At 59.9% G+C, this 26505-nt stretch carries 18 protein-coding genes, 2 tRNA genes and 1 pseudogene; 7 read left to right on the forward strand and 14 right to left on the reverse strand.

Annotation, left to right across the window (positions count from 1 at the left end):
* Positions 1-99 precede the first annotated feature (99 nt).
* From ACZ9BB_RS21220 to nadE, 3 genes are all read left to right on the forward strand, one after another.
* Positions 100-1005, forward strand: a complete 906-nt coding sequence (locus tag ACZ9BB_RS21220) for a LysR family transcriptional regulator (RefSeq protein ID WP_476215950.1) — start codon at positions 100-102, stop codon at positions 1003-1005.
* A gap of 295 nt (positions 1006-1300) precedes the next feature.
* Entirely contained in the window at positions 1301-2527 is a 1227-nt protein-coding gene (gene pncB / locus ACZ9BB_RS21225) for a nicotinate phosphoribosyltransferase (RefSeq protein WP_476215952.1), read from the forward strand.
* Positions 2528-2531: 4 nt separating this feature from the next.
* Positions 2532-3359 carry an ammonia-dependent NAD(+) synthetase gene (gene nadE, locus ACZ9BB_RS21230; protein ID WP_476215953.1) on the forward strand — a complete coding sequence of 276 codons (828 nt, stop codon included), beginning with the start codon at positions 2532-2534 and terminating at the stop codon, positions 3357-3359.
* A 101-nt stretch (positions 3360-3460) separates the two neighbouring features.
* Here nadE and azu read toward each other — a convergent pair whose 3' ends face one another.
* Positions 3461-3907 (reverse strand): azurin, encoded by a 447-nt coding sequence (azu, locus tag ACZ9BB_RS21235; RefSeq protein WP_476215954.1) that lies wholly within the window; start codon positions 3905-3907, stop codon positions 3461-3463.
* Between the two features lie 344 nt (positions 3908-4251).
* On the opposite strand from azu, the gene ACZ9BB_RS21240 reads away from it, so the two are divergent.
* Both ACZ9BB_RS21240 and ACZ9BB_RS21245 read left to right on the forward strand, forming a co-directional pair.
* Complete coding sequence (locus ACZ9BB_RS21240) at positions 4252-4839, forward strand: LOG family protein (protein WP_192345950.1); 588 nt, start codon at positions 4252-4254, stop codon at positions 4837-4839.
* A 68-nt stretch (positions 4840-4907) separates the two neighbouring features.
* The gene (locus ACZ9BB_RS21245; RefSeq protein ID WP_476215956.1) at positions 4908-5096 is read left to right on the forward strand and encodes a hypothetical protein; all 189 of its coding nucleotides are present in this window, start codon (positions 4908-4910) and stop codon (positions 5094-5096) included.
* A gap of 133 nt (positions 5097-5229) precedes the next feature.
* On the opposite strand, the gene ACZ9BB_RS21250 is transcribed toward ACZ9BB_RS21245, so the two are convergent.
* The 11 genes from ACZ9BB_RS21250 to rnr form a co-directional block, all read right to left on the reverse strand.
* The gene (locus ACZ9BB_RS21250; protein ID WP_476215958.1) at positions 5230-6120 is read right to left on the reverse strand and encodes a transglutaminase family protein; all 891 of its coding nucleotides are present in this window, start codon (positions 6118-6120) and stop codon (positions 5230-5232) included.
* The gene (locus ACZ9BB_RS21255) at positions 6120-8606 is read right to left on the reverse strand and encodes a circularly permuted type 2 ATP-grasp protein (RefSeq protein ID WP_476215960.1); all 2487 of its coding nucleotides are present in this window, start codon (positions 8604-8606) and stop codon (positions 6120-6122) included. Before ACZ9BB_RS21255 ends, ACZ9BB_RS21250 begins: the two co-directional genes overlap by 1 nt.
* 88 nt (positions 8607-8694) lie before the next feature.
* A complete protein-coding gene (locus tag ACZ9BB_RS21260) occupies positions 8695-11970 on the reverse strand; it encodes a transglutaminase family protein (RefSeq protein ID WP_476215961.1) in 3276 nt (1091 codons plus the stop codon).
* A 384-nt stretch (positions 11971-12354) separates the two neighbouring features.
* Positions 12355-14658 carry a YgiQ family radical SAM protein gene (locus ACZ9BB_RS21265; RefSeq protein WP_007939575.1) on the reverse strand — a complete coding sequence of 768 codons (2304 nt, stop codon included), beginning with the start codon at positions 14656-14658 and terminating at the stop codon, positions 12355-12357.
* Positions 14659-14925: 267 nt separating this feature from the next.
* Positions 14926-16323 (reverse strand): replicative DNA helicase, encoded by a 1398-nt coding sequence (gene dnaB / locus ACZ9BB_RS21270; RefSeq protein WP_476215964.1) that lies wholly within the window; start codon positions 16321-16323, stop codon positions 14926-14928.
* A gap of 123 nt (positions 16324-16446) precedes the next feature.
* Entirely contained in the window at positions 16447-16893 is a 447-nt protein-coding gene (gene rplI, locus ACZ9BB_RS21275; RefSeq protein WP_003197251.1) for a 50S ribosomal protein L9, read from the reverse strand.
* 19 nt (positions 16894-16912) lie between these two features.
* Positions 16913-17806 carry a hypothetical protein gene (locus ACZ9BB_RS21280; RefSeq protein WP_476215966.1) on the reverse strand — a complete coding sequence of 298 codons (894 nt, stop codon included), beginning with the start codon at positions 17804-17806 and terminating at the stop codon, positions 16913-16915.
* A 36-nt stretch (positions 17807-17842) separates the two neighbouring features.
* Positions 17843-18073, reverse strand: a complete 231-nt coding sequence (gene rpsR, locus ACZ9BB_RS21285) for a 30S ribosomal protein S18 (RefSeq protein WP_002551829.1) — start codon at positions 18071-18073, stop codon at positions 17843-17845.
* A gap of 28 nt (positions 18074-18101) precedes the next feature.
* Positions 18102-18524 carry a 30S ribosomal protein S6 gene (gene rpsF / locus ACZ9BB_RS21290; RefSeq protein ID WP_095052890.1) on the reverse strand — a complete coding sequence of 141 codons (423 nt, stop codon included), beginning with the start codon at positions 18522-18524 and terminating at the stop codon, positions 18102-18104.
* Between the two features lie 304 nt (positions 18525-18828).
* Entirely contained in the window at positions 18829-19596 is a 768-nt protein-coding gene (gene rlmB, locus ACZ9BB_RS21295; RefSeq protein WP_018928494.1) for a 23S rRNA (guanosine(2251)-2'-O)-methyltransferase RlmB, read from the reverse strand.
* Positions 19593-22223 carry a ribonuclease R gene (rnr, locus tag ACZ9BB_RS21300; RefSeq protein WP_476215970.1) on the reverse strand — a complete coding sequence of 877 codons (2631 nt, stop codon included), beginning with the start codon at positions 22221-22223 and terminating at the stop codon, positions 19593-19595. Before rnr ends, rlmB begins: the two co-directional genes overlap by 4 nt.
* Before the next feature lie 226 nt (positions 22224-22449).
* Here rnr and ACZ9BB_RS21305 point away from each other — a divergent pair.
* Together ACZ9BB_RS21305 and ACZ9BB_RS21310 are read left to right on the forward strand one after the other, a co-directional pair.
* Positions 22450-22536, forward strand: a tRNA-Leu gene (locus ACZ9BB_RS21305).
* A gap of 165 nt (positions 22537-22701) precedes the next feature.
* Positions 22702-22788: transfer RNA gene (locus ACZ9BB_RS21310), tRNA-Leu, on the forward strand.
* A gap of 329 nt (positions 22789-23117) precedes the next feature.
* Here ACZ9BB_RS21310 and ACZ9BB_RS21315 read toward each other — a convergent pair.
* Together ACZ9BB_RS21315 and ACZ9BB_RS21320 are read right to left on the reverse strand one after the other, a co-directional pair.
* A pseudogene (locus tag ACZ9BB_RS21315) lies at positions 23118-25053 on the reverse strand (methyl-accepting chemotaxis protein).
* Positions 25054-25191: 138 nt separating this feature from the next.
* On the reverse strand, positions 25192-26484 hold the full coding sequence (locus ACZ9BB_RS21320) for an adenylosuccinate synthase (RefSeq protein WP_476215971.1): 1293 nt from the start codon (positions 26482-26484) through the stop codon (positions 25192-25194).
* Positions 26485-26505: the final 21 nt, after the last annotated feature.

Genomic DNA, 26505 nt, shown 5'->3' on the forward strand with positions numbered 1-26505 from the left:
TTAGCCAACAAACGACCTTTAAGAGAGATATCATTCCGTTTATTCATGCTGCGAATCTGCCGGTAAAAAAGAGCATCGAGAAACAAGAAAGGACAACCAATGCTGAATAAACGCTACTTGCCATCGATCACTGCGCTGCAGTGTTTCGAGGCCGTGACCCGGCATTTGAGCTTCACCCGTGCCGCCGAAGAGCTGAACCTGACGCAGAGCGCCGTGAGCAAACAGGTCGCACAACTCGAAGAACTGTTGCAGCACCTGCTGTTCCGCCGGGTGCGCCGACGCCTGCAAATGACCCCGGCGGGTGATTTGTACCTGGTGGAGGTAAGAAAAATCCTCACACAGGTCGAAATGTCGACTCATTACCTGCGCTCCTACGGCGGTGACACCGAAGTCTTGCGCGTCTCGACGCCTCCGACCTTCGGTGCACGCTGGCTGGTGCCACGCTTGAAAGGCTGGCGCCTGCGCCATCCCACGATCCATCTGGACCTGTGCAGCGAACAGGAAGCCGACGACCTGCTGCAAGGTCGCAGCGACCTGGCGTTCTACTTCGGCCAGGGCTCCCGGCCAGGCACCGAATGCCTGAAGCTGTTCGGCGAGGAACTGGTGCCGGTCTGCGCACCGGGCAGCCTGCCGGACACGCCATTCACCGATCCGACGCAGCTCACCGACCTGGTCCTGCTGCAAAACGCCTCCCGACCCCAGGCGTGGCACGACTGGTTCGACAGTCAGGGCTACCACACCGAACACAGCTACCACGGCCCGCGCTTCGAAACCTTCTACATGTGCATCCGCGCCGCGCAGGTCGGCTGCGGCGTGGCGCTGTTACCGCGGTTTCTGGTGGAAGAGGAATTGGCCGACGGCAAACTGGTCATTCCCTGGCAGCATGCGATGCCAAGTACTGACGCCTATTACCTGGCGTACCCGGAGCATTCGGCGGAAGTGCCCAAGGTGCGGGATTTTGTGAAGTGGATGCTGGAGCAGATTGATAGTCCGGATGCGCAATAGATGTGAGGATTCACAAAAATCTATGGTCAAGCCCATTTTTTGTGGCGAGGGAGCTTGCTCCCGCTCGGCTGCGCAGCAGCCGCAAAACGGTCAATGCATTCTTCCAGATAGAACTCATCGGCTTTCATCGGGGGCGCTTCGCCCCCCAGCGGGAGCAAGCTCCCTCGCCACAGATATCTCTAGCGTCTAAAAAATCGCTGGCAATCCTCACCGCTGATATGCGCCACTAGCCCCATTCATTGAAACAGCTGCAAGGTCGCTGCCACGGGCCGCGGCCAGCCTGGAGACCCCCGTTATGAGCGAGAGTGTGTTTGCCGATCGCATCGTGCAGAACCTGCTCGACACCGACTTCTACAAACTGACGATGATGCAGGCGGTGCTGCACAACTACCCTAACGTGGACGTCGAATGGGAGTTTCGTTGCCGTAACAGTGAAGATCTGCGCCCGTACCTGGCGGAGATCCGTTTCCAGATCGAGCGCCTGGCCGAGTTGAGTCTGAGTGCCGATCAGTTGAGCTTCCTGGAACGCATCAGTTTCCTGAAACCGGATTTCCTGCGCTTTCTCGGGCTGTTCCGCTTCAACTTGCGCTACATCCACACCGGCATTGAAAACGGCGAGTTATTCATTCGCCTGCGCGGGCCGTGGCTGCATGTGATTCTGTTCGAGGTGCCGCTGCTGGCCATTGTCAGCGAAGTGCGCAACCGCTATCGCTACCAGGAAATCGTTCTGGAGCAGGCCCGCGAGCAGCTCTATCGCAAGTTCGACTGGCTGAGCGCCAACGCCAGCAGCGATGAATTGTCGGAACTGCAGGTGGCCGATTTCGGCACTCGCCGTCGCTTCTCGTACCGGGTACAGGAAGAAGTGGTGAACGTACTCAAGCATGACTTCCCCGGTCGCTTCGTCGGCACCAGCAACGTGCACCTGGCCCGGGAGCTGGACATGAAGCCACTGGGTACCATGGCCCACGAATGGATCATGGCCCACCAGCAACTGGGCCCGCGACTGATCGACAGCCAGATTGCCGCCCTCGATTGCTGGGTCCGCGAGTATCGGGGTTTGCTGGGGATCGCCCTGACCGATTGCATCACTACCGATGCCTTCCTCAGCGATTTCGACCTCTATTTCGCCAAGCTCTTCGACGGCTTGCGCCACGACTCTGGTGATCCGGTGCTCTGGGCGGAAAAAGCCATCGCCCGCTACCACAACCTGGGCATCGATCCGATGAGCAAGACCCTGGTGTTCTCCGACAGCCTGACGTTACCCAAGTCCCTGGAGATTTTTCGGGCGTTGCGCGGTCGGATCAATGTGAGCTTCGGTATTGGCACTAACCTGACCTGCGATATTGCCGGTGTCGAACCGATGAGCATCGTGCTTAAAATGACGGCCTGCAACGGCCAGCCGGTGGCCAAGATTTCCGATGAGCCTGGCAAGACTCACTGCAAAGACCCGAATTTCGTCGCCTATCTGCGACACGTTTTCCAAGTACCTGCCACCCTTTCAAGTACATCAAGCAAGGAGTGAATTCATGCAAGCCGAACAGCGTGAGATTGCTGAACAGCTCAAGGTCCAGCCGCCGTTCGCCGACCAGGCCGCCCTCGAGGCCGAAGTCGCCCGGCGGATTACCTTCATCCAGGATTGCCTGGTCGATTCCGGGCTCAAGACCCTGGTACTCGGCATCAGCGGCGGCGTCGATTCCCTGACCGCCGGCCTGCTGGCCCAACGTGCCATGCGTGAACTGCGCGAACGCACCGGTGACAACAGCTACAAATTCATCGCCGTGCGCCTGCCATACCAAACGCAGTTCGATGAGCATGACGCCCAGGCTTCGGTGGATTTCATCGCCCCGGATGAGCGCCATACCGTGAACATCGGCCCGGCGGTCAAATCCCTGGCCAGCGAAGTGGCGGCCTTCGAAGGCAAACATGCGGTCTCGGTGGATTTCGTATTGGGCAATACCAAGGCGCGGATGCGCATGGTCGCGCAATACACCATCGCTGGCGCGGCTCATGGCCTGGTGATCGGCACCGACCACGCGGCAGAAGCGGTGATGGGTTTCTTCACCAAGTTCGGCGACGGCGCCTGCGACCTAGCACCGCTGAGCGGCCTGGTGAAAAATCAGGTTCGGGCCATTGCCCGCAGCTTCGGCGCGCCGGAGTCGCTGGTGGAAAAAATCCCGACCGCCGACCTTGAAGACCTGTCGCCGGGCAAACCGGACGAAGCATCCCACGGCGTGACTTATGCCGAAATCGACGCCTTCCTGCACGGCGAACCGGTGCGTGAGGAAGCGTTCAAGATCATCTGCGACACGTATAAAAAGACTCATCACAAGCGGGTGATGCCGTTCGCGCCATAAGGACGTCGGCGTCTGTACCGACGCGAAGAACGATGACTCGGTCTATCGTCAGGCACAAAAAAGCGTCCCTCGCAGGACGCTTTTTTTATGAATGCAATTAATTACTTCAGGGTAACAGTGCCTTTCATCATCGAGATGTGGCCCGGGAACGAGCAGAAGAACCCATACTTTTCACCGGCAGCGAGTTTCGATACGTCGAACGTCACGGAATCCTTTTCACCAGCACCGATGACTTTGGTGTGAGCGATAACGCGGGTATCACCGTCTTTCAGGTAATTTTTGTCGATACCAGCCGACAGACCGTCGGTGGCGATCGGCTGCATGTCCGCCTCTTTGCTCAGCACCCAGTTATGGCCCATGACGTTTTTCGGCAGGCTGCCGGAGTGGGTCAGTTCAACGGTGAAGGTCTTGCAGCTTTTATCGATTTCAATGGCCTTGGTGTTGAAGGACATCTGATCGGTGGAGTCGATGGTCGTCTTGCACTCGGCAGCCATCAATTGACTGCTGGCCAGCGTCAGCAGGGATACCGCAACAAGTTTGGCAAACATGGTGAATCTCCAAGGCAGGGTTAACAAAAGTGCTAATGGACAGAAGACTGCCTGAAATCTTCGCAAGTTCCTATGACCTGAATCAAAAATTGTATACAACTTTCGGGCTATGACACTCATCGAAACAATCTACCAGCCACACGTCTGGCACGGCCCTATCATCAGGGCCGTCATCTTTCATCTGGAGCGTCTGTTATGTCTTTCAACAGCTTGTTGAGCAGTTTGCTTGCCGCCTATGCCTGTGGCGCCAGCGGTACGTACGAACCCCCTGAACGCGAAGTTTAGTCCTTGGAACGAAACAAGCCTGCCTTTACTCTGTGGCCCTGATGATCATGGAGTAAGGCATGTCTTTAGCGTCCGTTTGTGTATTTTGCGGTGCCAGCACCGGCACTAACCCGGTTTATCGTGAAGCGGCTGTCGCCCTGGGGCGCGCGCTGGCCGAACGCAAGCTGACCCTGGTCTATGGCGGCGGCGCCGTCGGGCTGATGGGGATTGTGGCCGACGCCGCGCTGGCGGCCGGTGGTGAAGTGATCGGGATCATCCCGCAGAGTCTCAAGGACAAGGAAATCGGCCACAGCGGCCTGACTCGCCTGGAAGTGGTCGACGGCATGCATGCGCGCAAGGCGCGAATGGCCGAGCTCAGCGATGCCTTCATCGCTCTGCCCGGCGGCCTGGGTACACTGGAAGAGCTGTTCGAAGTCTGGACCTGGGGCCAGCTCGGCTATCACGGCAAACCGCTGGGTTTGCTGGAAGTGAACGGTTTCTACAGCAAGTTGACGTCTTTTCTCGATCATATCGTCGGCGAAGGCTTCGTTCGCGAAGCGCACCGTGACATGCTGCAAATGAGCGAATCGCCGCAAACCCTGCTCGATGCGCTGGACGCCTGGCAACCCTCGGTACCGCCAAAATGGACCGAGCAAAAACCCAGCTAACGGCTCGGTGCCGATACAGGGCAGAATATGCGCCGCTCAACCTCACCTTCGACCCCAGAGGATCGCCCATGGCCAAACCCAATTATTCCTTCGCCAAACGTCAGAGAGACTTGGCCAAGGAGCAGAAGAAAGAGGAAAAGCTTCAGCGCAAGAAAGCCACAGCTGAAGAAGACGCAGCAGCACTGAACCCGGATACCGAAAGCGAAGTAGCTACAGACGAAACTGAAGCACCGAAAGATCAGGCGCCCGACGCCTGAGACCCTCAGGGCCCGATGATCTGATCAGGCCCACCGGATCTGTGTCCAGGGTCAGCAGCGATGTTGCTGACCCTCACAGGCCAATCTGAAATTACCTCTCCAAAAAAATTGCACATTGCCTCTGGGAGCTGCGTTACTCCAATGGCATCACTGTCACCCGAACCTCGGGATCATGGCTGCCGCCCCCCAGGATCACCCCGCGCAACGGCGAGACATCGGAAAAATCCCGGCCCCAGGCCAGGGTGATGTGTTCCAGCGCCGGTTGCACGTTGTTGGTCGGGTCGAAATCGACCCAACCCAGCACCGGGCAAAACACCGAGACCCAGGCATGCGACGCATCGGCGCCGATCAACCGTGGCTGGCCCGGTGGTGGCTGGGTCAGCAGGTAGCCGCTGATGTACCGCGCCGCTAACCCACGGGAGCGCACACAGGCGAGCATCAGGTGGGCAAAGTCCTGGCATACCCCGCGCCGCTTCTCCAGCACTTCCACCAGTGGCGTTGCCACTTGGGTCGCTTCGGCATCGAAGGTGAACTCGTTGAAGATCTTCTCCATCAATGCCTGGACACCCAGCAGCAGTGGCCTGCCCGGAGGAAAACAACTTTCGGAAAACTCGACGAAGCTGCGCTTCAAATGCACGTAGGGTGATTCGAACCGATAACGGCAAGCCTCCAGCAAATCGGGAGATAGCGGCTGACTGCTATAGGTCAGCGCGTTACGGGTATTTTCCCAGGCCAGCGATTGAGTGAAGTCCAGCGGTGGCCGGGCCAGCACTTCGACGGTGAGCCGGGCATTGACCAGCAATTCATCGTGGGGCCGTTCGAACGCCAGCCGAGTCAGCGGATTGCCGAACACATCCAGCTCATCCCGGCGCGAAGTCGGCTCGGGGCTGATCTGCAACAGTTGTTCGGTACAGCGCTGCCAGGCACAGGGCCGTGGCCATAGATGCGCCAGTTGCTGGGCCAGTGACACTGGGCTGTCGTAGTGATAATGGGTGTCGTGGAAAATCTGGTAACGGGCATTCATCAGACGGATACCGTGCGCTGGCTGACATCATCGACATGGGCGAAATGGCGCAAGGCCAGGCGATCGGATACTTGCCCGCTGGCATTGGCGATCTCTTGCAGCAGATCGGCCAGCCCCTCGATGGCGGCGCGAACACTGGCTTCGCCGAACAACGAATTCTCCAGGCAGCCCAGATCGAAGCGCGCCAGCCGCTCCACCAACTGCGGCAGGCCTGTTTCGCGGGGTGCACCAAAGTCGTCGTTCAAGCGCTTCAACGTGCGGGTCACCAGTTTCAACTGGAACAGCACCGCATGCGGGTTCTGTTCGTCGAGCAACAACAGGTCAAGCACCGGGATCAATTGCGCCACCGCCAGGTACCGCGAGCGATAGGTGATGCTGCTATTACCCAGTTCCAGTAACCATTCCAGGCCTGCCTGATCGAAGGTGCCGGCCCCCCGCAGAAACGCTGCCAGACTGCCGCTGAGAAATTGCAGCCGTTCGATTCGTCGACCAATCATCAGGAAACGCCAGCCTTCGTCCCGGGTCATGTCGTCGAGGGCAAAACCAGACAGCGCCGCCAGCGACATCACCAACCGGTTGAGGAAATCCAGTAACTCGCCGAAATCCGGCTCGTCGGTTTCCAGCCCCATGGCTTCGCGTTGCAACTCCACCAGCGCCTGCCAGTTTTCCCGCGAGAGCTTGCCGCGCACTTGCGAGGCCGCCCACTGCAAGCGCTGCAGGTTGGAACGCAGACTGAACGACCAGTCTTCGCCGAGCAGCGCCGCCAGCAGTCGCTCCGGCAACTCGCCCTCCTCCGGCAACAGATTCAAGCGTTCGCCGAGATCGACTGCCGCCTCCAGGGCTTGCGGGTCATCGCCATCGACATACCGCGCCAACATGATCCGCAGCAGCCGCGCACTGTCATCGCAGCGCTCGCAATAACGGCCGAACCAGAACAGGTTCTCGACCACCCGCGACGGCAGATACGGATCGCGTCGCACCAGATCATGAACGCCGATGTTGCGCTGGGCTTTCCATTGTTCACCGCTGGGCGGGCGATCGCCCAATACCCAGGTGTCCTTGCTTGCCCCGCCGCGCTGCATCGACACCACTTCGGCATCGGCGTCGGCGGCGACCCGAGTCAGGCCACCGGGCAGCACTCGATAGCCATCACGACTGGCCACCGCATACATGCGCATGCCGATGGCTCGCGGTTGCAACTGCCCGCCTTCGGCCTGCCAGACCGGTGCCTGGGACAGTTGCGCCAGTTCTTGCGCAACATAGGCATAAGGCCGTGCCTGCATGCGCTCGGCCAGGGCCTGGCGCTGTTTTTCACTCAAATCACGACCAAACACCGCTGCGAAGCTCTGGGACGGGAACGCCGGTTTGATCAACAGCTCCGGCAGTTTTTCCAGGGCCTGGGCCAGTACCGGCGCTTCGCCACACCACCAGGTCGCGATGGACGGCAGGATCAGCTCTTCACCGAACAGAAATTGATTGATCTTTGGCAGAAAGCCCAGCAACCCCGGCGATTCCAGCACGCCGCTGCCGAGGGCGTTGGCCACCAGCACGCGGCCCTGACGCACGGCTTCGAGCAGCCCCGGCACGCCAAGGGCTGAGTCGGTGCGCAACTCCAGCGGGTCACAGAAATCATCGTCGAGCCGACGCATGATCGCGTGAACCCGACGCAGGCCGCTCAAGGTCTTCAGATAGACCGTGGCATCCCGCACGGTCAGATCGCCGCCTTCCACTAACGGATAACCGAGCTGACGAGCCAGGTACAGGTGTTCGAAATAACTTTCGTTGAAACGCCCCGGTGTCAGCAGAACCACCAGTGGCGCTTCATCATCGCTCGGCGCCTGACGGGCGAGGGTTTCCTGAAGTGTGCGGAAGAACCCGGCCAGGTGTTTCACCTTCAAATCGCGGTACAGCTCGGGAAAGGCCCGGGACACGATGGTGCGGTTTTCCAGGGCGTAACCGGCGCCGGACGGCGCTTGAGTCCGGTCGGCGGTCACCCACCAGCGACCGTCAGGCGTACGCGCCAGATCCACGGCATACAGATGCAGGAAGGCCCCGTCGGGCGGCGCAATACCCTGGCAGGGCCAGAGGAAGTTGTTGTGACCGAACACCAGCTCAGCCGGCAGCAAGCCTTCGGCGATCAAGCGCTGAGGGCCGTAGAGATCCGCCAACACCGCATTGAGCAAGCGTGCCCTTTGGGCGATCCCTGCCGCTAACTGCTCCCACTCATCGGCGGCAATCACATGAGGCAACAAATCCAGCTCCCACGGCCGGTCGGCGCCCTTGGGGTCGGCGTAGACGTTGTAGGTCACACCGTTTTCCTGGATCTGCCGGGTCAGCAGCGCCTGACGCTGCACCAGTTGCATTGGCGTGCTGCGTTGCAATTGATCGAACAGCCGCCGCCAGTGCGGGCGCACGGCGCCGCTGTTGTCGAGCAGTTCGTGATAGGTGCCCGCAGTCAGCGGGTAGCGGTCAAGCAGGTCAGGCATGGAAAGCTCGGCAGACAACAAAGAACCGTCAGACTAACGCAGGCTCATGACGCCCGGATATACGAAAAATCCGAGCGTCGCGTACGGTTTAGAAACGTCGCAAATCGAGAGTCATCGGCAGCTCGTCGTTAATTTCCAGATTCGGTATAGGAAGTTTCCCAGGCGTGTGTCCGAGACGGAAGAATCGCGCCATCCGCCGGCTCTCGGCCTCATTGGCGTTCACCGGCAGACTGTCGTAGTTGCGCCCGCCCGGATGGGCGACGTGGTACTGACAGCCGCCCAGCGAACGCCCCATCCAGGTGTCGAGCAAGTCGAACACCAGCGGTGCGTGGACCGGGATAGTTGGTTGCAGACAGTTGTACGGTTGCCAGGCACGGAAACGTACACCGGCGACGAACTCCCCGACCCGACCGGTAGATTGCAACGGCACCGGAATGCCGTTGCAGGTCAGCAGATAACGTTGCGGCGGCAGCCCCGTCAGCTTGACCTGCAAGCGCTCCAGGGATGAATCCACATAACGCACCGTACCGCCCGCGCTACCCTCCTCGCCCAACACATGCCAGGGCTCAAGGGCCTGACGCAATTCCAGTTCGATGCCGCTGACGGCGTAATCGCCGACCTTGGGAAAACGAAATTCCAGATGCGCCGCAAACCATTCGGCCCGCACGGGATAACCGGCGGCATTGAGGTCGACGATGACATCGGCGAAATCCTGTTCGATGAAATGCGGTAACAGGAACCGGTCGTGCAGCTCCGTGCCCCAGCGCGCCAGTTTCGGCGGCGTATAAGGCTCGCGCCAGAACCGCGCCACCAGCGCTCGCAGCAACAATTGCTGAGCCAGGCTCATGCGCGCATGGGGCGGCATTTCAAAGGCCCGCAACTCCAGCAACCCGAGGCGCCCGGTGGCGCCATCCGGCGAGTAGAGTTTGTCGATGCAGAACTCGGCGCGGTGGGTGTTGCCGGTGACGTCGATCAGCAAATTGCGCAGCAAGCGATCCACCAACCATGGCGGACATTCCTCGCCCGGCTTCGGCATCTGGGCGAAGGCGATTTCCAGCTCATATAAAGCATCGTTGCGCGCTTCATCTACCCTCGGCGCCTGCGAAGTCGGGCCGATGAACAGTCCGGAAAACAGGTAGGACAAGGATGGGTGGTTATGCCAATAACTGATCAGGCTGCGCAACAGATCGGGCCGGCGCAGAAACGGTGAGTCGGCCGGAGTCGCGCCACCCAGTACGAAATGATTACCGCCGCCGGTGCCAGTGTGCCGACCGTCGATCATGAACTTCTCGGTGGTCAGTCGCGTCTGGCGCGCTTCTTCATAAAGAAATTCGGTGCGCTCCACCAGCTCATCCCATGTGGCCGACGGTTGTACGTTGACCTCAATCACGCCCGGATCCGGAGTAATGCGAAAGTTGCTCAGGCGCGGATCGCTCGGCGGCTCATAGCCTTCCAACAGGACCGGGCAATGCAACTCCTCGGCGGTGGCTTCGATGGCGGCGACCAGTTCCAGATAGTCCTCGACCCGTTCCAGTGGCGGCATGAACAGGTACAACCGGCCTTCGCGCGCTTCGGCGCAGAACGCGGTGCGGGTGAGCCAGTCGGCGGACTGGTCGATCTCGGGCACACGTTCGTCGGCGGTTTTCGGTTGAGCGTGATGCTGTAGCTGGTCGGTGTCCGGTAGCGCCGGGAAATCCTGATTCGGGTCCGTGGGGTGAATGAACGGGTACTCCGCGGCTTTCACCCAAGGCTGCGAACCGAGCGGCAAGCGATAACCCAGTGGCGAATCCCCCGGCACCAACCGGCAGTGTTCCTCGCGCAGGTACCAGCGACCGCTCTGCCATTGATCGCCCTTGGCGGTGCGCGCCAGCGGCAGGACCTGACCGATGACCTTGTCCAGGCCCTGGCTGAAGACTTTACGCAGGCGCGCACGCTCCAAAGGTTCTTCCAGGCGTGAGTCTTCGGCGCTGACGTTCTGCGGTAAAGCGCCTTCGCGCCAGAGGTAATAGAAATTGTCTTCGTAGGCCGGGAACACGAAGCGTGTCGGAATTTTCAAGCGTTCGGCGACACTCGCCAGGAAACGCCCGGCCAGTTCGCCATCGGCGCCGTAATCTTCCCGCTCGTCGGCAATCAGCGCGCTGTTGTGCCAGATCGGCACGCCATCGCGGCGCCAGTAGCAGTTCAGCGACCAGCGCGGCAACTGCTCGCCGGGGTACCACTTGCCCTGACCGAAATGCACCAGGCCCTTGGGCGCGTAATGCTTGCGCATGCGCTGGAACAGTTCGGCTGACAGCCGACGTTTGTCTGGCCCGAGCGCGGCGGTGTTCCACTCGGCGCCGTCCGGATCATCGATGGAAACGAACGTCGGCTCGCCGCCCATGGTCAGGCGCACGTCACCTTCGAGCAAATCAGCATCGATCTGCCGGCCCAATGCCTGAATCGCCAGCCATTGGTCTTCGGTGTAGGGTTTGGTAACCCTTGGCGCTTCCCAAATCCGCTCGACCGACATTTCGTGGGTGAATTCGCACTCGCACGGCTCCACCAAACCACTGATCGGTGCCGCAGAGGATGGATCAGGACTACACGCCAACGGAATGTGCCCTTCACCGGCAAACAGCCCTGAGGTCGCGTCCAGGCCGATCCAGCCTGCACCGGGCAAATAGACTTCGCACCAGGCGTGCAGGTCAGTGAAATCCACATCAGTGCCCGAAGGGCCGTCGAGACTTTTGACGTCGGCGGTCAACTGGATCAGGTATCCGGAGACGAATCGCGCCGCCAAGCCGAGGTTGCGCAGCAATTGCACCAGCAACCACGCCGAGTCGCGGCAGGAACCGGAAGCCTGTTCGAGGGTGTGTTCCGGTGTCTGTACGCCTGGCTCCATGCGGATCAGGTAGCCGATGTCTTCGCTCAGGCGCTGGTTGAGCGCGACCAGGAAATCCACGCTGGGCAGCGGCGTGCGATCGATGCCATCCAGATAGGCCTTGAATTTAGGCGTCAGGGGCAAGGTTTCCAGGTACGGCGCCAGCTCTTTGCGCTCATCCGCGGCGTAGGCGAAAGGGATCTTTTCGGCATAGGGCTCGAGGAAGAAGTCGAATGGATTGAACACCGCCATCTCGGCCAGCAGATCGACCTCGATCCGCAGCTCATCGGTTTTCTCCGGGAACACCAGCCGCGCCAGGTAATTGCCCTGTGGGTCCTGCTGCCAATTGATGAAGTGCTGCTCGGGCGAGACTTTCAGCGCATAGGACAATATTCGCGTGCGGCTGTGAGCAGCCGGGCGCAGGCGAACGATCTGCGGACCGAGCTCGACAGCGCGGTCGTAGCGGTAATGCGTGACGTGATGCAATGCGACATGGATCGACACGGCGTGCCTCCTGCGAGCCTTGAGCGTTATCGAAAGCGGCGCAAGACTTATGCCATCCAGCTGCGTTGGCGCTTTCACTGATTTGCTCAGGGCAGTACAGCACCAAAATCGGGCGATGCGGGAAAATGGTTTGAGAGAGTTGCACGCAAATGTGGCGAAGGAGCAAGTCAACTCAGCTTTTGTGGCGAGGGAGCTTGCTCCCGTTGGGGCGCGAAGCGGCCCTTGAGTCAGGCAATGGGTCCATTCCATTGAAATGTGCAAGTCGGGTTTGCGACTGCTTCGCAGCCGAACGGGAGCGAGCTCCCTCGCCACAATGAAGTTCATTGTTCCTGAAACGCAAAACGCCAACCCGAAGGTTGGCGTTCTGTTCAGCTCAAGCGAGGCTTAGCGCGGTACAACCGGCTTGCGCGCAGGTTTCGGCCCCTTGCCTTTGGCCGCATCCTTGCGCTCCTTGGCAGCCTGCTGGTTACGGGCGAATGCCGCGGCCTTGGCTTGTTCACGCTTGTCCCACGGGTTGCCGCCATCGCTGGCACGCGGTGGCAGGCCAGTGTGCTGGGTCAGGATCTTGGTGGTCTTTTCCCCTGCCACTTTGTGGCTGCCGGCCGGCGTCGAGTTCTTGCGACGGGCGCTTTGATAGCTGTCGGTCGCAGGCTGATGCAGCGGGATCAATTGGTTCTTGCCCGGCCCGATCAAATCGGCTCGGCCCATGCGGGTCAGCGCCTCACGCAGCATCGGCCAGCCTTTCGGGTCGTGGTAACGCAAGAACGCCTTGTGCAAGCGACGCTGCTCTTCGCTCTTGACGATGGTCACGCCGTCACTCTTGTAAGTGACCTTACGCAACGGGTTCTTGCCCGAGTGGTACATCGCGGTGGCGGTAGCCATCGGCGACGGGTAGAACGCCTGCACCTGGTCGGCACGGAAACCGTTGCCCTTGAGCCACAGGGCCAGGTTCATCATGTCTTCGTCGGTGGTGCCCGGGTGAGCGGCGATGAAGTACGGAATCAGGTACTGCTCTTTGCCGGCTTCCTTGGTGTACTTCTCGAACATGCGCTTGAACTTGTCATAGCTGCCGATGCCCGGTTTCATCATCTGGTTGAGCGGACCTTCCTCGGTGTGTTCCGGGGCGATCTTCAGGTAGCCGCCGACGTGATGGGTCACCAGTTCCTTGACGTATTCCGGCGACTCGACCGCGAGGTCGTAGCGCAGGCCGGACGCGATCAGGATCTTCTTCACACCCGGCAAGGCACGGGCACTACGATAGAGCTGGATCAGCGACGAGTGATCGGTGTTCAGGTTCGGGCAAATGCCGGGGAACACACACGAAGGCTTGCGGCACGCGGATTCGATCTCCGGAGTCTTGCAGGCGATACGGTACATGTTCGCGGTCGGGCCGCCGAGGTCGGAAATGACACCGGTGAAACCTGGCACCTTGTCGCGGATTTCTTCGATTTCGCGAATGATCGACTCTTCGGAACGGTTCTGGATGATCCGGCCTTCATGCTCGGTGATCGAGCAGAAGGTGCAGCCGCCGAAGCAGCCGCGCATGATGTTCACCGAGAAACGGATCATCTCGTAGGCAGGAATCTTTTCCTTGCCGTACGCCGGGTGCGGAACCCGTGCGTAAGGCATGCCGAACACGTAGTCCATTTCTTCGGTGGTCATCGGAATCGGAGGCGGGTTGAACCAGACGTCCACTTCACCATGCTTCTGCACCAGTGCGCGGGCATTGCCCGGGTTGGTTTCCAGGTGAAGCACGCGGTTGGCGTGGGCGTAAAGCACGGCGTCACCACGGACCTTTTCAACCGACGGCAAACGAATCACGGTCTTGTCGCGGGTCATTTTCGGGCTGGCCAGGATCTGCACGACTTTGGCTTCGCTCGGGTCTTCAACCGGACCTTTTTCCTGCTCGATGGCGCAGGCCGCGGTGTCTTGCGTGTTCACGTACGGGTTGATGATCTTGTCGATCTTGCCCGGACGGTCGATGCGTGTGGAATCGACTTCGTACCAGCCTTGCGGCGTATCACGACGGATGAACGCGGTGCCGCGCACGTCGGTGATGTCTTCGATCTTGTGGCCGTAGGACAGGCGCTGGGCGACTTCGACAATTGCACGCTCGGCGTTGCCGTAGAGCAGGATGTCGGCGCAGGCGTCGATCAGGATCGAGTTGCGCACCCGGTCCTGCCAATAATCGTAATGGGCGATGCGGCGCAGGGATGCTTCGATGCCACCGAGCACGATCGGTACGTGCTTGTAGGCTTCCTTGCAGCGCTGGCTGTAAACCAGGCTCGCGCGGTCCGGACGTTTGCCCGCCAGGCCACCAGGGGTGTAGGCGTCGTCGGAACGGATTTTCTTGTCAGCGGTGTAGCGGTTGATCATCGAGTCCATGTTGCCGGCCGCGACACCGAAAAACAGGTTCGGCTCGCCGAGCTTCATGAAGTCGTCTTTGGATTGCCAGTTCGGCTGCGCGATGATCCCGACGCGGAAGCCCTGGGCCTCCAGCAGCCGGCCGATGATCGCCATGCCAAACGACGGGTGGTCGACGTAGGCATCGCCGGTGACGATGATGATGTCGCAAGAATCCCAGCCGAGCTGATCCATCTCCTCTCTGCTCATCGGCAGGAATGGCGCTGGCCCGAAACATTCGGCCCAGTACTTTGGATAGTCAAATAACGGCTTGGCTGCTTGCATGTCGATAACCGGTGTTGGCTTTCATTGAATTTCGCGGGCGCGGAATATAGCACAAATTTTGACCAATTCCGACGGCTATGGTCGGAAATTGGTGGTGTTCACTTCGAGGCGAGATCTTGGGGTCAGGCCCACAACCTATGGCGAGGGAGCTTGCTCCCGCTGGGTTGCGAAGCAACCCCAAACCTATTCCTTCAGACAACTCGAGTCGGCTGATTTTACGACTGCTGCGCAGCCGAGCGGGAGCAAGCAAAGCCCCCTTGCCACAGGTTATTCGTCGTCGTCGAAGTTATAGCTACCCGGCGCCAGGTTCTCGAATCGGGTGTACTTACCGATGAAGGCCAGGCGGATAAAGCCGATCGGGCCGTTCCGCTGCTTGCCGATGATGATTTCGGCAATGCCTTTGTGTTCGGTTTCCGGGTGATACACCTCGTCCCGGTAAACGAACATGATCACGTCGGCGTCCTGCTCGATCGCACCGGATTCACGCAAGTCGGAGTTCACCGGGCGTTTGTTCGGGCGTTGTTCCAGGGAACGGTTGAGCTGGGACAATGCCACCACCGGGCAGTTGAATTCCTTGGCCAGGGCTTTCAGGGACCGGGAAATCTCGGAAATCTCGTTGGTCCGGTTGTCACCGCTGGAACCCGGGATCTGCATCAGTTGCAGGTAGTCGATCATGATCAGACCGACTTCACCGTGCTCACGCACCAGACGCCGGGTCCGGGCACGCATTTCCGATGGGCTGATGCCGGCGGTATCGTCGATAAACAGCTTGCGATCGTTGAGCAGGTTGACCGCCGAGGTCAGGCGCGGCCAATCGTCATCTTCCAGCTGCCCCGAACGGACCTTGGTCTGGTCGATGCGCCCCAGGGACGACAACATACGCATGATCAACGATTCGCCTGGCATTTCCAGCGAGTAAACCAATACGGCCTTCTCGCTGCGCAACACGGCGTTCTCCACCAGGTTCATCGCAAAGGTGGTTTTACCCATGGATGGACGGCCGGCGACGATGATCAGGTCGGACGGCTGCAGGCCGCTGGTCTTCTCGTCGAGGTCGGTGTAGCCGGTGGACAGGCCAGTGATGGCGTTGTCGGTGTTGAACAAGGTGTCAATGCGGTCGATGGCCTTGGTCAGCAGGTCATTCACGCTCACCGGGCCGCCGGTTTTCGGACGGGCTTCGGCGATCTGGAAGATCTGCCGTTCGGCTTCGTCGAGGATTTCGGCGGCAGTGCGGCCTTCGGGGTTGAAGGCGCTGTCGGCGATTTCGGTACTGATGCCGATCAGCTGGCGCAAGGTTGCCCGCTCGCGAACGATCTGGGCATAGGCCTTGATGTTGGCGACCGACGGCGTGTTTTTCGCCAGTTCGCCGAGGTAACCGAGCCCGCCGACTTGCGAGGTCTGACCTTCCTTGTCCAGTTGCTCGGACAGGGTCACGACGTCGATCGGCATGTTCTGATCGGCCAGTTTGGCGATCGCGCGGAAAATCAGGCGGTGGTCATGCCGATAGAAATCGCCGTCGGAGACTTGATCGAGCACGCGTTCCCAGGCGTTGTTGTCCAGCATCAGGCCACCGAGTACAGCCTGTTCGGCCTCGATGGAATGCGGCGGCACCTTCAGGGCAGCGGTTTGCAGATCGTATTGCTCGGGAGCGGAAATATCGTTCATGGCCACTTGGAATTAGTTTGTAGAAAATCAGGAACCGCAGAAAGACAAAGGGCACGACCTGTAAACAGGATCGTGCCCGATGTTACCGGCAAGCACCCGAGGGTGCCAGCCGACAAGTGCTGCTTAAGCTGCTACCACGACAACGCGTACGGTGGCTTCAACTTCGGCGTGCAGGTGCACGGCTACGTCGAATTCGCCTACGTTGCGGATGGTGCCGTTCGGCAGACGAACTTCGCTTTTTGCAACTTCAACGCCAGAGGCGGTCAGTGCATCAGCGATGTCGTGGGTGCCAATCGAACCGAACAGCTTGCCTTCGTCACCAGCGGTGGCAGTGATAGTCACTTCCAGCTCAGCCAGTTGGGCGGCACGGCTTTCAGCCGAAGTTTTACGGTCTGCTGCGGCTTTTTCCAGCTCAGCGCGACGCTCTTCGAACGCAGCCAGGTTGGCAGCGGTCGCAGCGGTAGCTTTGCCGTAAGGCAGCAGGTAGTTACGACCGTAACCAGCCTTAACGTTCACTTTGTCACCCAGGTTGCCCAGGTTGGTGACTTTTTCCAGAAGGATCAGTTGCATGTGAAAATCCTCTTAACTTTTAACCTTCACCGTTCGCGTTATCGGCATCTTTCGGCGCCGAACGACCGCGAAAATCAATCAGGCTGTCGACGATGGCCAGGACCACCAGCAACGGATAGATCAGCTGCATGAACAGCAACAGCGTGACGTACAACCCCACCAGCCAGAATTTGGCCAGTCGTTTTTGCGCCACCAGCCCGTGAATCAGGGCCAGCCCGGCGAACACCAGCGGTACGCTGCACAACGGTGTCAACATGGCCATCTGCGAGCCTAAGTTAGGCCCCAGAAGCATCAACACCAGCAGCAACATCGCCGGTAAAAGCGGGATTCGGATGGCACGAAACTCGCGACCAAAACCACCCGGGTTGTACAACAACGCCTGCCAGTAGCGCCCGACAATCAGGCTCAGCACACTGACGATTTGCAACAAGGCCGCAATCAGGCCAGTCAGGACCGGTGCAATCAGGGACGCGAATCGCGCTTGCTCGTCTACCGACAATTGCTGGTAGACATCACCGAGTAGCGACGGCATGACTTTTATCAAAGCCTGCGCCAGCATCTCGATCTGGGGCGCAAAAGCCGCCCCCAGCACCACTGAAAACACCACTCCCATCGCTATGCTGACCAGCAGCACGCGGTTCCAGGACTCGCTTGCGCGCAAAACCAACGCAAGGCTCGAAGACCCCAGCAGCACCAGAAGTGCCCGTGGGTCGTCGGAGTAAAGCCACCAGATCAACGCCGGCAGCAGCCCCAGAGCAAGAACGCCCAGGGCGTCCCTCAATCCGCGCCGCAGGAGCACAAGGCATCCGGCGGCAGCACCCAACCAATACAACAACGGCAATGTTGCGCATCCGGCCACTACCAGAGTGGCCTGCATACGGCCGCGCATGATGAACTCAGCTAAGGCGCGCATGCATTCAATCCTTTGCTACGTGTCGACTGCCCGGTCTCAGCGGCCGTGGCTGTCGGTGTAGGCCAGCAGGGCCAGGAAGCGGGCGCGCTTGATAGCGGTGGCCAGCTGACGCTGATAACGAGCTTTGGTACCGGTGATGCGGCTTGGAACGATTTTGCCGGTCTCGGATACGTAGGCTTTCAGAGTGTTGAGATCTTTGTAATCGATCTCTTTCACGTCTTCAGCGGTGAAGCGGCAGAATTTACGACGACGGAAGAAACGTGCCATGTAATAGGCTCCTCAAAAGGTCCGTGGATTACTCGTCAGCGTTATCGCTGGCGTCGCTGTCATCACCATCAACGCTATCGGCGTCGGAGTGCTCAGGACGGTCGCGACGCTCACGGCGCTCACTGCGGTTTTCTTCAGCCTTGAGCATCTCGGATTGGCCGGTAACGGCTTCTTCGCGACGGATGACCAGGTTACGGATCACTGCATCGTTGTAGCGGAAGTTGTCTTCCAGCTCGGCCAGGGCCTTGCCAGTGCACTCAACGTTCAGCATCACGTAGTGAGCCTTGTGAACATTGTTGATTGCGTAGGCCAGTTGACGACGGCCCCAATCTTCCAGACGGTGGATTTTGCCGCCGTCTTCTTCGATCAGCTTGGTGTAACGCTCAACCATGCCGCCGACTTGCTCGCTTTGATCCGGGTGGACCAAAAAGATGATTTCGTAATGACGCATGAATGCTCCTTACGGGTTGTAGCCTGCCGCTCAAAAGCGGTCAGACAAGGAGTGAATGACACTTATGGACTTGCTTGCGATAGACACATGCGTGCCTGCCGTCACAGCAAGGGGCGCAATTGTAGAGAAGGGTCGAGAGAGGTGCAAGGCAATTGGTGATTATTTGAACAACCCCAATCTTCGCCCAGACACAAAACCACTGCGGGAGCGAGCCTGCTCGCGATGGGATGCAACATTCAACATTGGTGCTGAATGTAACTCCGCTATCGCGAGCAGGCTCGCTCCCACAGGGATTACAACCGGATCAGGACTTTTTGGCGGTCCCGGCAGCTTTGACGCCACGCTGGCGCAACGCCTCGAACAGGCACACGCCAGTCGCCACGGAAACGTTGAGACTGCTGACGCTGCCTGCCATCGGCAGACGCACCAGGTAGTCGCAAAGATCGCGAGTCAGGCGGCGCATCCCGCTGCCCTCCGCGCCCATGATCAAGATGGTCGGCCCCGTCAAGTCTTGCTGATACAGATCCTGCTCAGCCTCGCCCGCCGTACCGACGACCCACAAGCCGCGCTGCTTGAGTTTTTCCAGGGTGCGCGCCAGGTTGGTCACCGCGACCAACGGAATCACTTCCGCCGCGCCACAGGCGACTTTGCGTACCGTCGGAGTCAGGGTGGCTGACTTGTCCTTCGGCACGATCACCGCCAACGCACCCGCCGCATCGGCAGAACGCAGGCAAGCACCGAGGTTGTGCGGATCGGTCACGCCATCGAGCACCAGCAGCAACGGTGCGCCTTCGGTGCGATCGAGCAATTCGTCGAGCATCGCCTCGCCCCAGACCTGGCTCGGGCTCACGTCCGCCACCACGCCTTGGTGCACACCTTCAACCCAGGCGTCCAGTTCACGGCGCTCGGCCTGACCGACCGCAACGCGGTTTTCGGCAGCGAGTTCAATCAGCGTCTGAACCCGCGGATCACTGCGGCCTTCAGCCAGCCAGATCTGCTTGACGCGTTTTGGGTGGTGACGCAGCAACGCTTCTACCGCGTGCACGCCGTAGATCTTTTCCAACTGACTCATGACTTGGCCTTAGGTTTACGCGCCCCGCCGCTTCTGGCGGCTGGAGCGGAACCCGCTTTGGGCGGGCCTTTACGGTGTTTGCTTGGTTTGGCTGGCTTGCCGCCGGAGGCCTTTTCAGGCACCGACCGCCCGGTCTTTCCCCCAGACGCCGCTTTACCGCCGCTTTTCGCTTCAGACAGCAACGCCTGTTTCAGTTCACGACTTTTGCGCAACTCGGCATTTTTTGCCGCGGCATCGCTCGGACGATAGGCCTCGATGGCCTTTTCCTTGGCAGGACGACGACCGGTTTTCGCCGGCGCCGGCTCGGCAGCAGTCTTCGTGGCAGGGGCAGCGGTTTCAGTGCCACGTTTCTTGCGGCCGATTGGCGCGCTGATGGTTTTCTCGGCCATCTCGAAGTCGATCTTGCGCTCGTCGAGGTCGACGCGCATGACCCGCACTTCAACGGTGTCGCCGAGGCGGAAACTGCGACCGGTACGCTCACCGGCAAGGCGGTGGTGCACTGGATCGAAGTGGTAGTAATCGCCCGGCAGCGCGGTAACGTGCACCAGGCCTTCGACGTAAATGTCGGTCAGTTCGACGAACAGGCCGAAACCGGTCACGGCGGTAATCACACCCGGGAACGATTCGCCCACGCGATCTTTCATGAACTCGCACTTGAGCCAGTTCACCACGTCACGGGTGGCTTCGTCGGCACGGCGCTCGCTCATCGAGCACTGCTCGCCGAGCTGCTCCAGGGTTGCCTCGTCGTACGGGTAAATGCGCGCTTTCGGAATGCTCATCGCGCCGGCACGGCGAACGTGCGGCGTGTCCATTTTCGAATGGATGACGCTGCGAATCGCCCGGTGCGTGAGCAAGTCCGGGTAGCGGCGGATCGGCGAGGTGAAGTGGGTATAGGCTTCGTAATTCAGGCCGAAGTGGCCCTGGTTATCGGCGCTGTACACCGCCTGGCTCAACGAACGCAGCATGACGGTCTGGATCAGGTGGAAATCCGGACGATCCTTGATACCAGCCAGCAAGGCCTGGTAATCCTTCGGCGACGGGCCGTCCTTGCCCTTGTGCAGGGACAGGCCCAGCTCGCCGAGGAAGGCGCGCAGTTTTTCCAGACGCTCCGGTGGCGGGCCGTCGTGGACGCGATACAGCGCAGGGATTTCGTGCTTTTTCAGGAATTCGGCGGTGGCCACGTTGGCCGCCAGCATGCATTCCTCGATCAGCTTGTGGGCGTCGTTGCGAACGGTCGGACGGATTTCGGCAATCTTGCGCTCGGAACCGAAGATGATCCGGGTTTCCTGGGTTTCGAAATCGATCGCGCCCCGCACGTGACGAGCCGCCAGCAGAACCTTGTACAACGCGTACAGCTGCTTGAGGTGCGGCAGGACGTCGGTGTATTCACCACGAAGCTGACGCGCCTCGGTGGCTTTCGGTGTTTCCAGCATGGCGCTGACCTTGTTGTAGGTCAGGCGAGCGTGGGAGTGAATCACCGCTTCGTAGAAGCAGTAGTCGGTCATCTCGCCGGATTTGGAGATGGTCATCTCGCAAACCATGGCCAGGCGATCGACATGCGGGTTCAGCGAGCACAGGCCGTTGGACAGTTGCTCAGGCAGCATCGGCACGACGCGCTCGGGGAAGTACACCGAGTTGCCACGAACCTGGGATTCGTTATCCAGCGCCGAACCGATTTTCACGTAGCTGGAAACGTCGGCAATCGCCACGTACAACTTCCAGCCGCCGGAGAACAGGCGCAGCTTGCCCGGCTTGGCTTCGCAGTAGACCGCGTCATCGAAGTCGCGCGCATCTTCGCCGTCGATGGTCACGAACGGCAGATGACGCAGGTCGATGCGCTTCTCTTTGTCTTTTTCTTCGACTTCCGGCTTGAGCTTGGCGGCTTCCTTGAGCACCGCTTCAGGCCAGACGTGAGGAATATCGTAGGTGCGCAGGGCGACATCGATTTCCATGCCCGGCGCCATGTAGTTACCCACGACTTCGACCACATCGCCTTGCGGCTGGAAGCGTGGCGTCGGCCAGTGAGTGATCTTCACTTCGACGAACTGGCCGATCTGGGCGTTGGCGTTGCGGCCCGGAGTCACCAGCACTTCTTGCTGGATCTTCGGATTGTCCGCGACAACGAAACCGATACCGCCTTCTTCGAAATAGCGACCGACGATAGTCTCGTGGGCACGGGACACCACTTCGACGATCATGCCTTCGCGACGACCGCGACGGTCGAGACCGGAAACACGGGCCAAGGCTCGGTCGCCATCGAACACCAGGCGCATTTGCGCCGGGCTCATGAACAGATCGTCACTGCCGTCGTCCGGGACCAGGAAGCCGAAGCCGTCACGGTGACCGCTGATGCGGCCCAGGATCAGGTCGAGCTTGTCCACCGGCGCATAGGTGCCGCGACGGGTATAGATGAGTTGAGCGTCGCGCTCCATGGCGCGCAGGCGGCGGCGCAGGGCTTCGATCTGGTCTTCTGTGGTCAGACCAAACTCTTCGACCAGCTGCTCGCGGTTAGCAGGCGAACCACGATCAGCAAGGTGCTGAAGGATCAGTTCGCGGCTAGGAATAGGGTTTTCATATTTTTCCGCTTCACGAGCGGCCTCGGGATCGAGGGATTGCCAATCGGCCATTAGAGAGTTTTCACCTTGTCTATATGCGGGTTAGTTTGGCATAGGCGTAATGAAACGGGAAATTTCAGGCTACGACAGCCCGTCTAAAGCCCTTTATCGACACTGCAAAGCTGATTTGAATGCCGTCCGTGAAATTTTCCAGGTTTTTTTGATGACAGGGGTTTACAGTTAAAAAGACGCTCCGTATAGTGCGCGCCATCGACGACGCACTAGCGCTGCCGATACTGCCCAGATGGTGAAATTGGTAGACACGCCAGCTTCAGGTGCTGGTGACCGCAAGGTCGTGGAAGTTCGAGTCTTCTTCTGGGCACCAATTTCGAGCTTGAGATTAGAACAATTTCAAGGCTCACACAAAAACCCGCGAAAGCGGGTTTTTGCATTTCAGGCTTTTGATTTATTAAAACCAAATCAGGGGTTTACAGATCAAAATGCTCTCCGTATAGTGCGCCACATCAACAGCGGCAACGCTGAAGATCATGCCCAGATGGTGAAATTGGTAGACACGCCAGCTTCAGGTGCTGGTGACCGCAAGGTCGTGGAAGTTCGAGTCTTCTTCTGGGCACCAATTCAAATTCAAGGTCACGATCTTGAATTTCACAAAAACCCGCGAAAGCGGGTTTTTGCGTTTCTGGCTTTCAAAAACTGCAAAGCCATTCCCTCTCCTGTGGCCTCTGTGGCGAGGGAGCTTGCTCCCGCTGGAGTGCGAAGCGCTCCCCTACCATCCCGACAGTTACATCGCATCCTCAGGATTTACGACTGCTTCGCAGCCGAACGGGAGCAAGCTCCCTCGCCACAGGGAGCGCGGCGTAGCGTCGTTCGCGAAATTTGCGCACAACGCAATTCCTGTAGGAGCGAGGCTTGCCCGCGAAGGCGCCAGACCTGCCGACGAAAAACTCAAGCCCTGAACTGCCCCAGGCTCGCCTTCAACTGCGCAGCCAAACCATCCAGCACCTTGCCGCTGGCCGTGGTTTCCACCACCGCCTGAGCGGCTTTTTCAGCCTGGGCATGAATAGTTTCAACCCGCCCACGCACGGCCTGCGCACCTTGCGCCTGATGCGCCGCAGCCTGAGTCGCCAGACCGATCGCCGCATGTACCTGCTCGACCGACGCCTGCACCGACTGCTGCAACCGCGCACTGTCGCGCAATACCAACAAACCTTCGCTGGCTTGACGTCCAGCCTGCCCGATTGCCGCGACGGCCTCACGCGCCCCCTGCTGCAACGCCACGATGTGCGCCTGAATGTCACCGGTCGAGCTCTGGGTCTTGCTCGCCAGCGCCCGCACCTCGTCCGCCACCACGGCAAACCCGCGACCGGTTTCGCCGGCACGCGCCGCCTCGATGGCCGCGTTCAGTGCCAGTAAGTTGGTTTGCTCGGCGATCCCGTGAATCACCGTCAGCACCACTTCAATCTGCTCACTCTGCTGCGCCAGGCGCTCGATGACTTTCGCACCGGTGTCGACTTGTCCAGCCAACGCCTCAATGAGACTGCCGACTTTCGCCGAGGTCCGAGTGTTTTCATCCGTAGCCTGACGAATACCCACCACTTGCTGCAAGGCGGCCTGCATGGCATGACTTTCAGACTGGGCTTCGTCAGCCATTTGCGACAACGCGCGCAAGCTTTCGGCCACTTCATCGCGCTGCATGCCCGCGGCCGCATCGGCACCGGCATTGCGCAGGGTCATGGCGCCGATCTCCACGCCGGTGCGCTGAGCCACATCGCCCGCCTCACGCACGATCGGCTGCAACTTATCCACAAAGCGATTGACCGCCGAGGCCATGTCGCCGATCTCGTCCTGGCTGTTGATCTGCACGCGCTTGGTCAGGTCGCCCTCACCCGCTGCCAGGTCATCCATCGCGACAATGAGCATTTTCAGGCGATTGACCACTCGACGCCCCAGCACCACCGCCAGTAACAGCAGCACACCGAAACCCACCACCGCCAGGCCCATGCCGATGCGCCAGCGCAAAGCCCCTGCGGCTTCCTGCACGGCGCCCGTGGTGTTGGCTTTCATTTCAGAAGCAGTGGACTGCGCCGATTGCAGACGCCCGCGCATCGCCGCTGCGCTGTCAGCTGCCGCACCTTTGAGGCTATCCCCCACCAGTTGATCGCTGCTGGCGATCAGCGCCGAGAAACGCTTGTCCAGCGCCGCCAGATCGGTTTCCACGGAGGCGGTCGAGACGCCCATCAAAACCTTGCCGATTTCCACCCCATTGGGGCTGATCGAAGCTTCAAGGTAGTAGACCGCCGGATCACTCTTCGCCGCATCCAGCACCTTGTCCAGCGCCCGCTCGCCCTGACCTTTTTCCAGAAGCGCCTTGTTGATCGAGTTTTCCCGGTTGAGGTAGCGCGTCAGGTGCTGGCCCGTAGCGTCGTCGTAGACCACGAACAACACGTTGGGATTACGCTGGGCACGGCGAGCAAATTCGGACAGGGTGGGAATGTCGCTGTCCCACATGGCGCGGGGGTGCGACCGAGGCCAGAAGCTGCGCCATGTCGTTGGCCGAATCCTTCAGGTCTTTCTCCAGCATCGTACGCAGCTGTGCCTGCTCGTCCTTCAGACGCGAAGACAGCCCGACGGTCAGGCGCTGACGGGTATTGGTGGACAGGCTATCCAGGCTCGACGTGACCTCACGCCCTGCCTGCTCAAGCTCGCCAGAGAGCTTCTGGCTATCGGCATCCAGCCGCACACCCAGATCGGTTTCCAGCGCAGTCACCGTGCTCCGGGTCAGAGCGACAGCCACCAGCACCTGCACCAAAAGGGCGATACCAAGGGTAACGAACACAGGCCGCAAGAGACGGCTTTGTAACAGTGAGAGAACGGCCGACACAGGAAATCCCTCTACTCTAACGCCATTAAATTGATGGCATTCTGAAGGCGATATTCACAGCAAAGGTCATGCCGTCCAACAGGCATAAACGACAAAGGCCCCGACTAAGGGGCCTTTGTGTTTTACATCAACGACTTATTAAGCGAACGGGTGACGCAGAACGATGGTTTCGTTGCGGTCCGGGCCCGTCGAAATAATGTCGATCGGGGCGCCGACCAACTCTTCGATGCGCTTGATGTAGTTGCGCGCAGCCTGAGGCAGCTCTTCCAGGGTCTTGGCACCCAGGGTCGACTCGCTCCAGCCCGGCATCTGCTCGTACACCGGCTCCAGGCCGATGTAGCTGTCGGCGTCGGTCGGTGCGTCGATCACTGCACCATCCTGGTTCTTGTAGCCTACGCAGATGTTGATGGTTTCCAGGCCGTCCAGCACGTCCAGCTTGGTCAGGCACAGGCCCGAAATGCTGTTGACGTCGATGGCGCGACGCAGGATGACGGCGTCGAACCAGCCGCAACGACGGGCACGGCCGGTAGTAGCGCCGAACTCGTGACCACGCTTGGCCAGGAAAGCACCCACGTCGTCGAACAGCTCAGTCGGGAATGGACCCGAACCGACGCGCGTGGTGTAGGCCTTGGTGATGCCGAGGATGTAGTCCAGGAACATCGGGCCAACACCCGAACCGGTGGCGATGCCGCCAGCGGTGGTGTTGGAGCTGGTGACGTACGGGTAGGTGCCGTGGTCGATGTCCAGCAGGGAGCCTTGGGCGCCTTCGAACATGATGTCCTTGCCGGCACGACGCAGATTGTGCAGCTCTGCGGTGACGTCGAGCATCATCGGCTTGAGCAGCTCGGCGTATTCCATGCACTCGTCGAGTGTCTTCTGGAAGTCGATCGCTGGCTCTTTGTAGTAATTGACCAGTACGAAGTTGTGGTAATCCAGCAACTCGCCCAGCTTGGCGGCGAAACGCTCACGGTGGAACAGGTCACCGATGCGCAGGCCGCGACGGGCAACCTTGTCTTCATAAGCCGGGCCAATGCCGCGACCAGTGGTGCCGATCTTCAGCTCGCCACGGGCCTTTTCACGGGCCTGGTCCAGCGCTACGTGGTAGGACAGGATCAGCGGGCAGGACGGGCTGATGCGCAGGCGCTCGCGCACCGGTACGCCTTTCTCTTCCAGCTTGTTGATTTCCCGTAGCAGGGCGTCGGGTGCAACCACCACGCCGTTGCCGATCAGGCACTGCACGCCTTCGCGCAGCACGCCAGAAGGGATCAGGTGCAAGACAGTTTTTTCACCGTCGATCACCAGGGTGTGGCCAGCGTTGTGGCCACCTTGGTAGCGCACTACGGCGGCAGCATGTTCGGTCAGCAGATCAACGATCTTGCCTTTGCCCTCATCACCCCATTGGGTGCCCAGGACTACGACATTCTTACCCATAACACTTGTCCTCATTCGCGC

This window comes from Pseudomonas sp. TE3552, assembly GCF_056278945.1.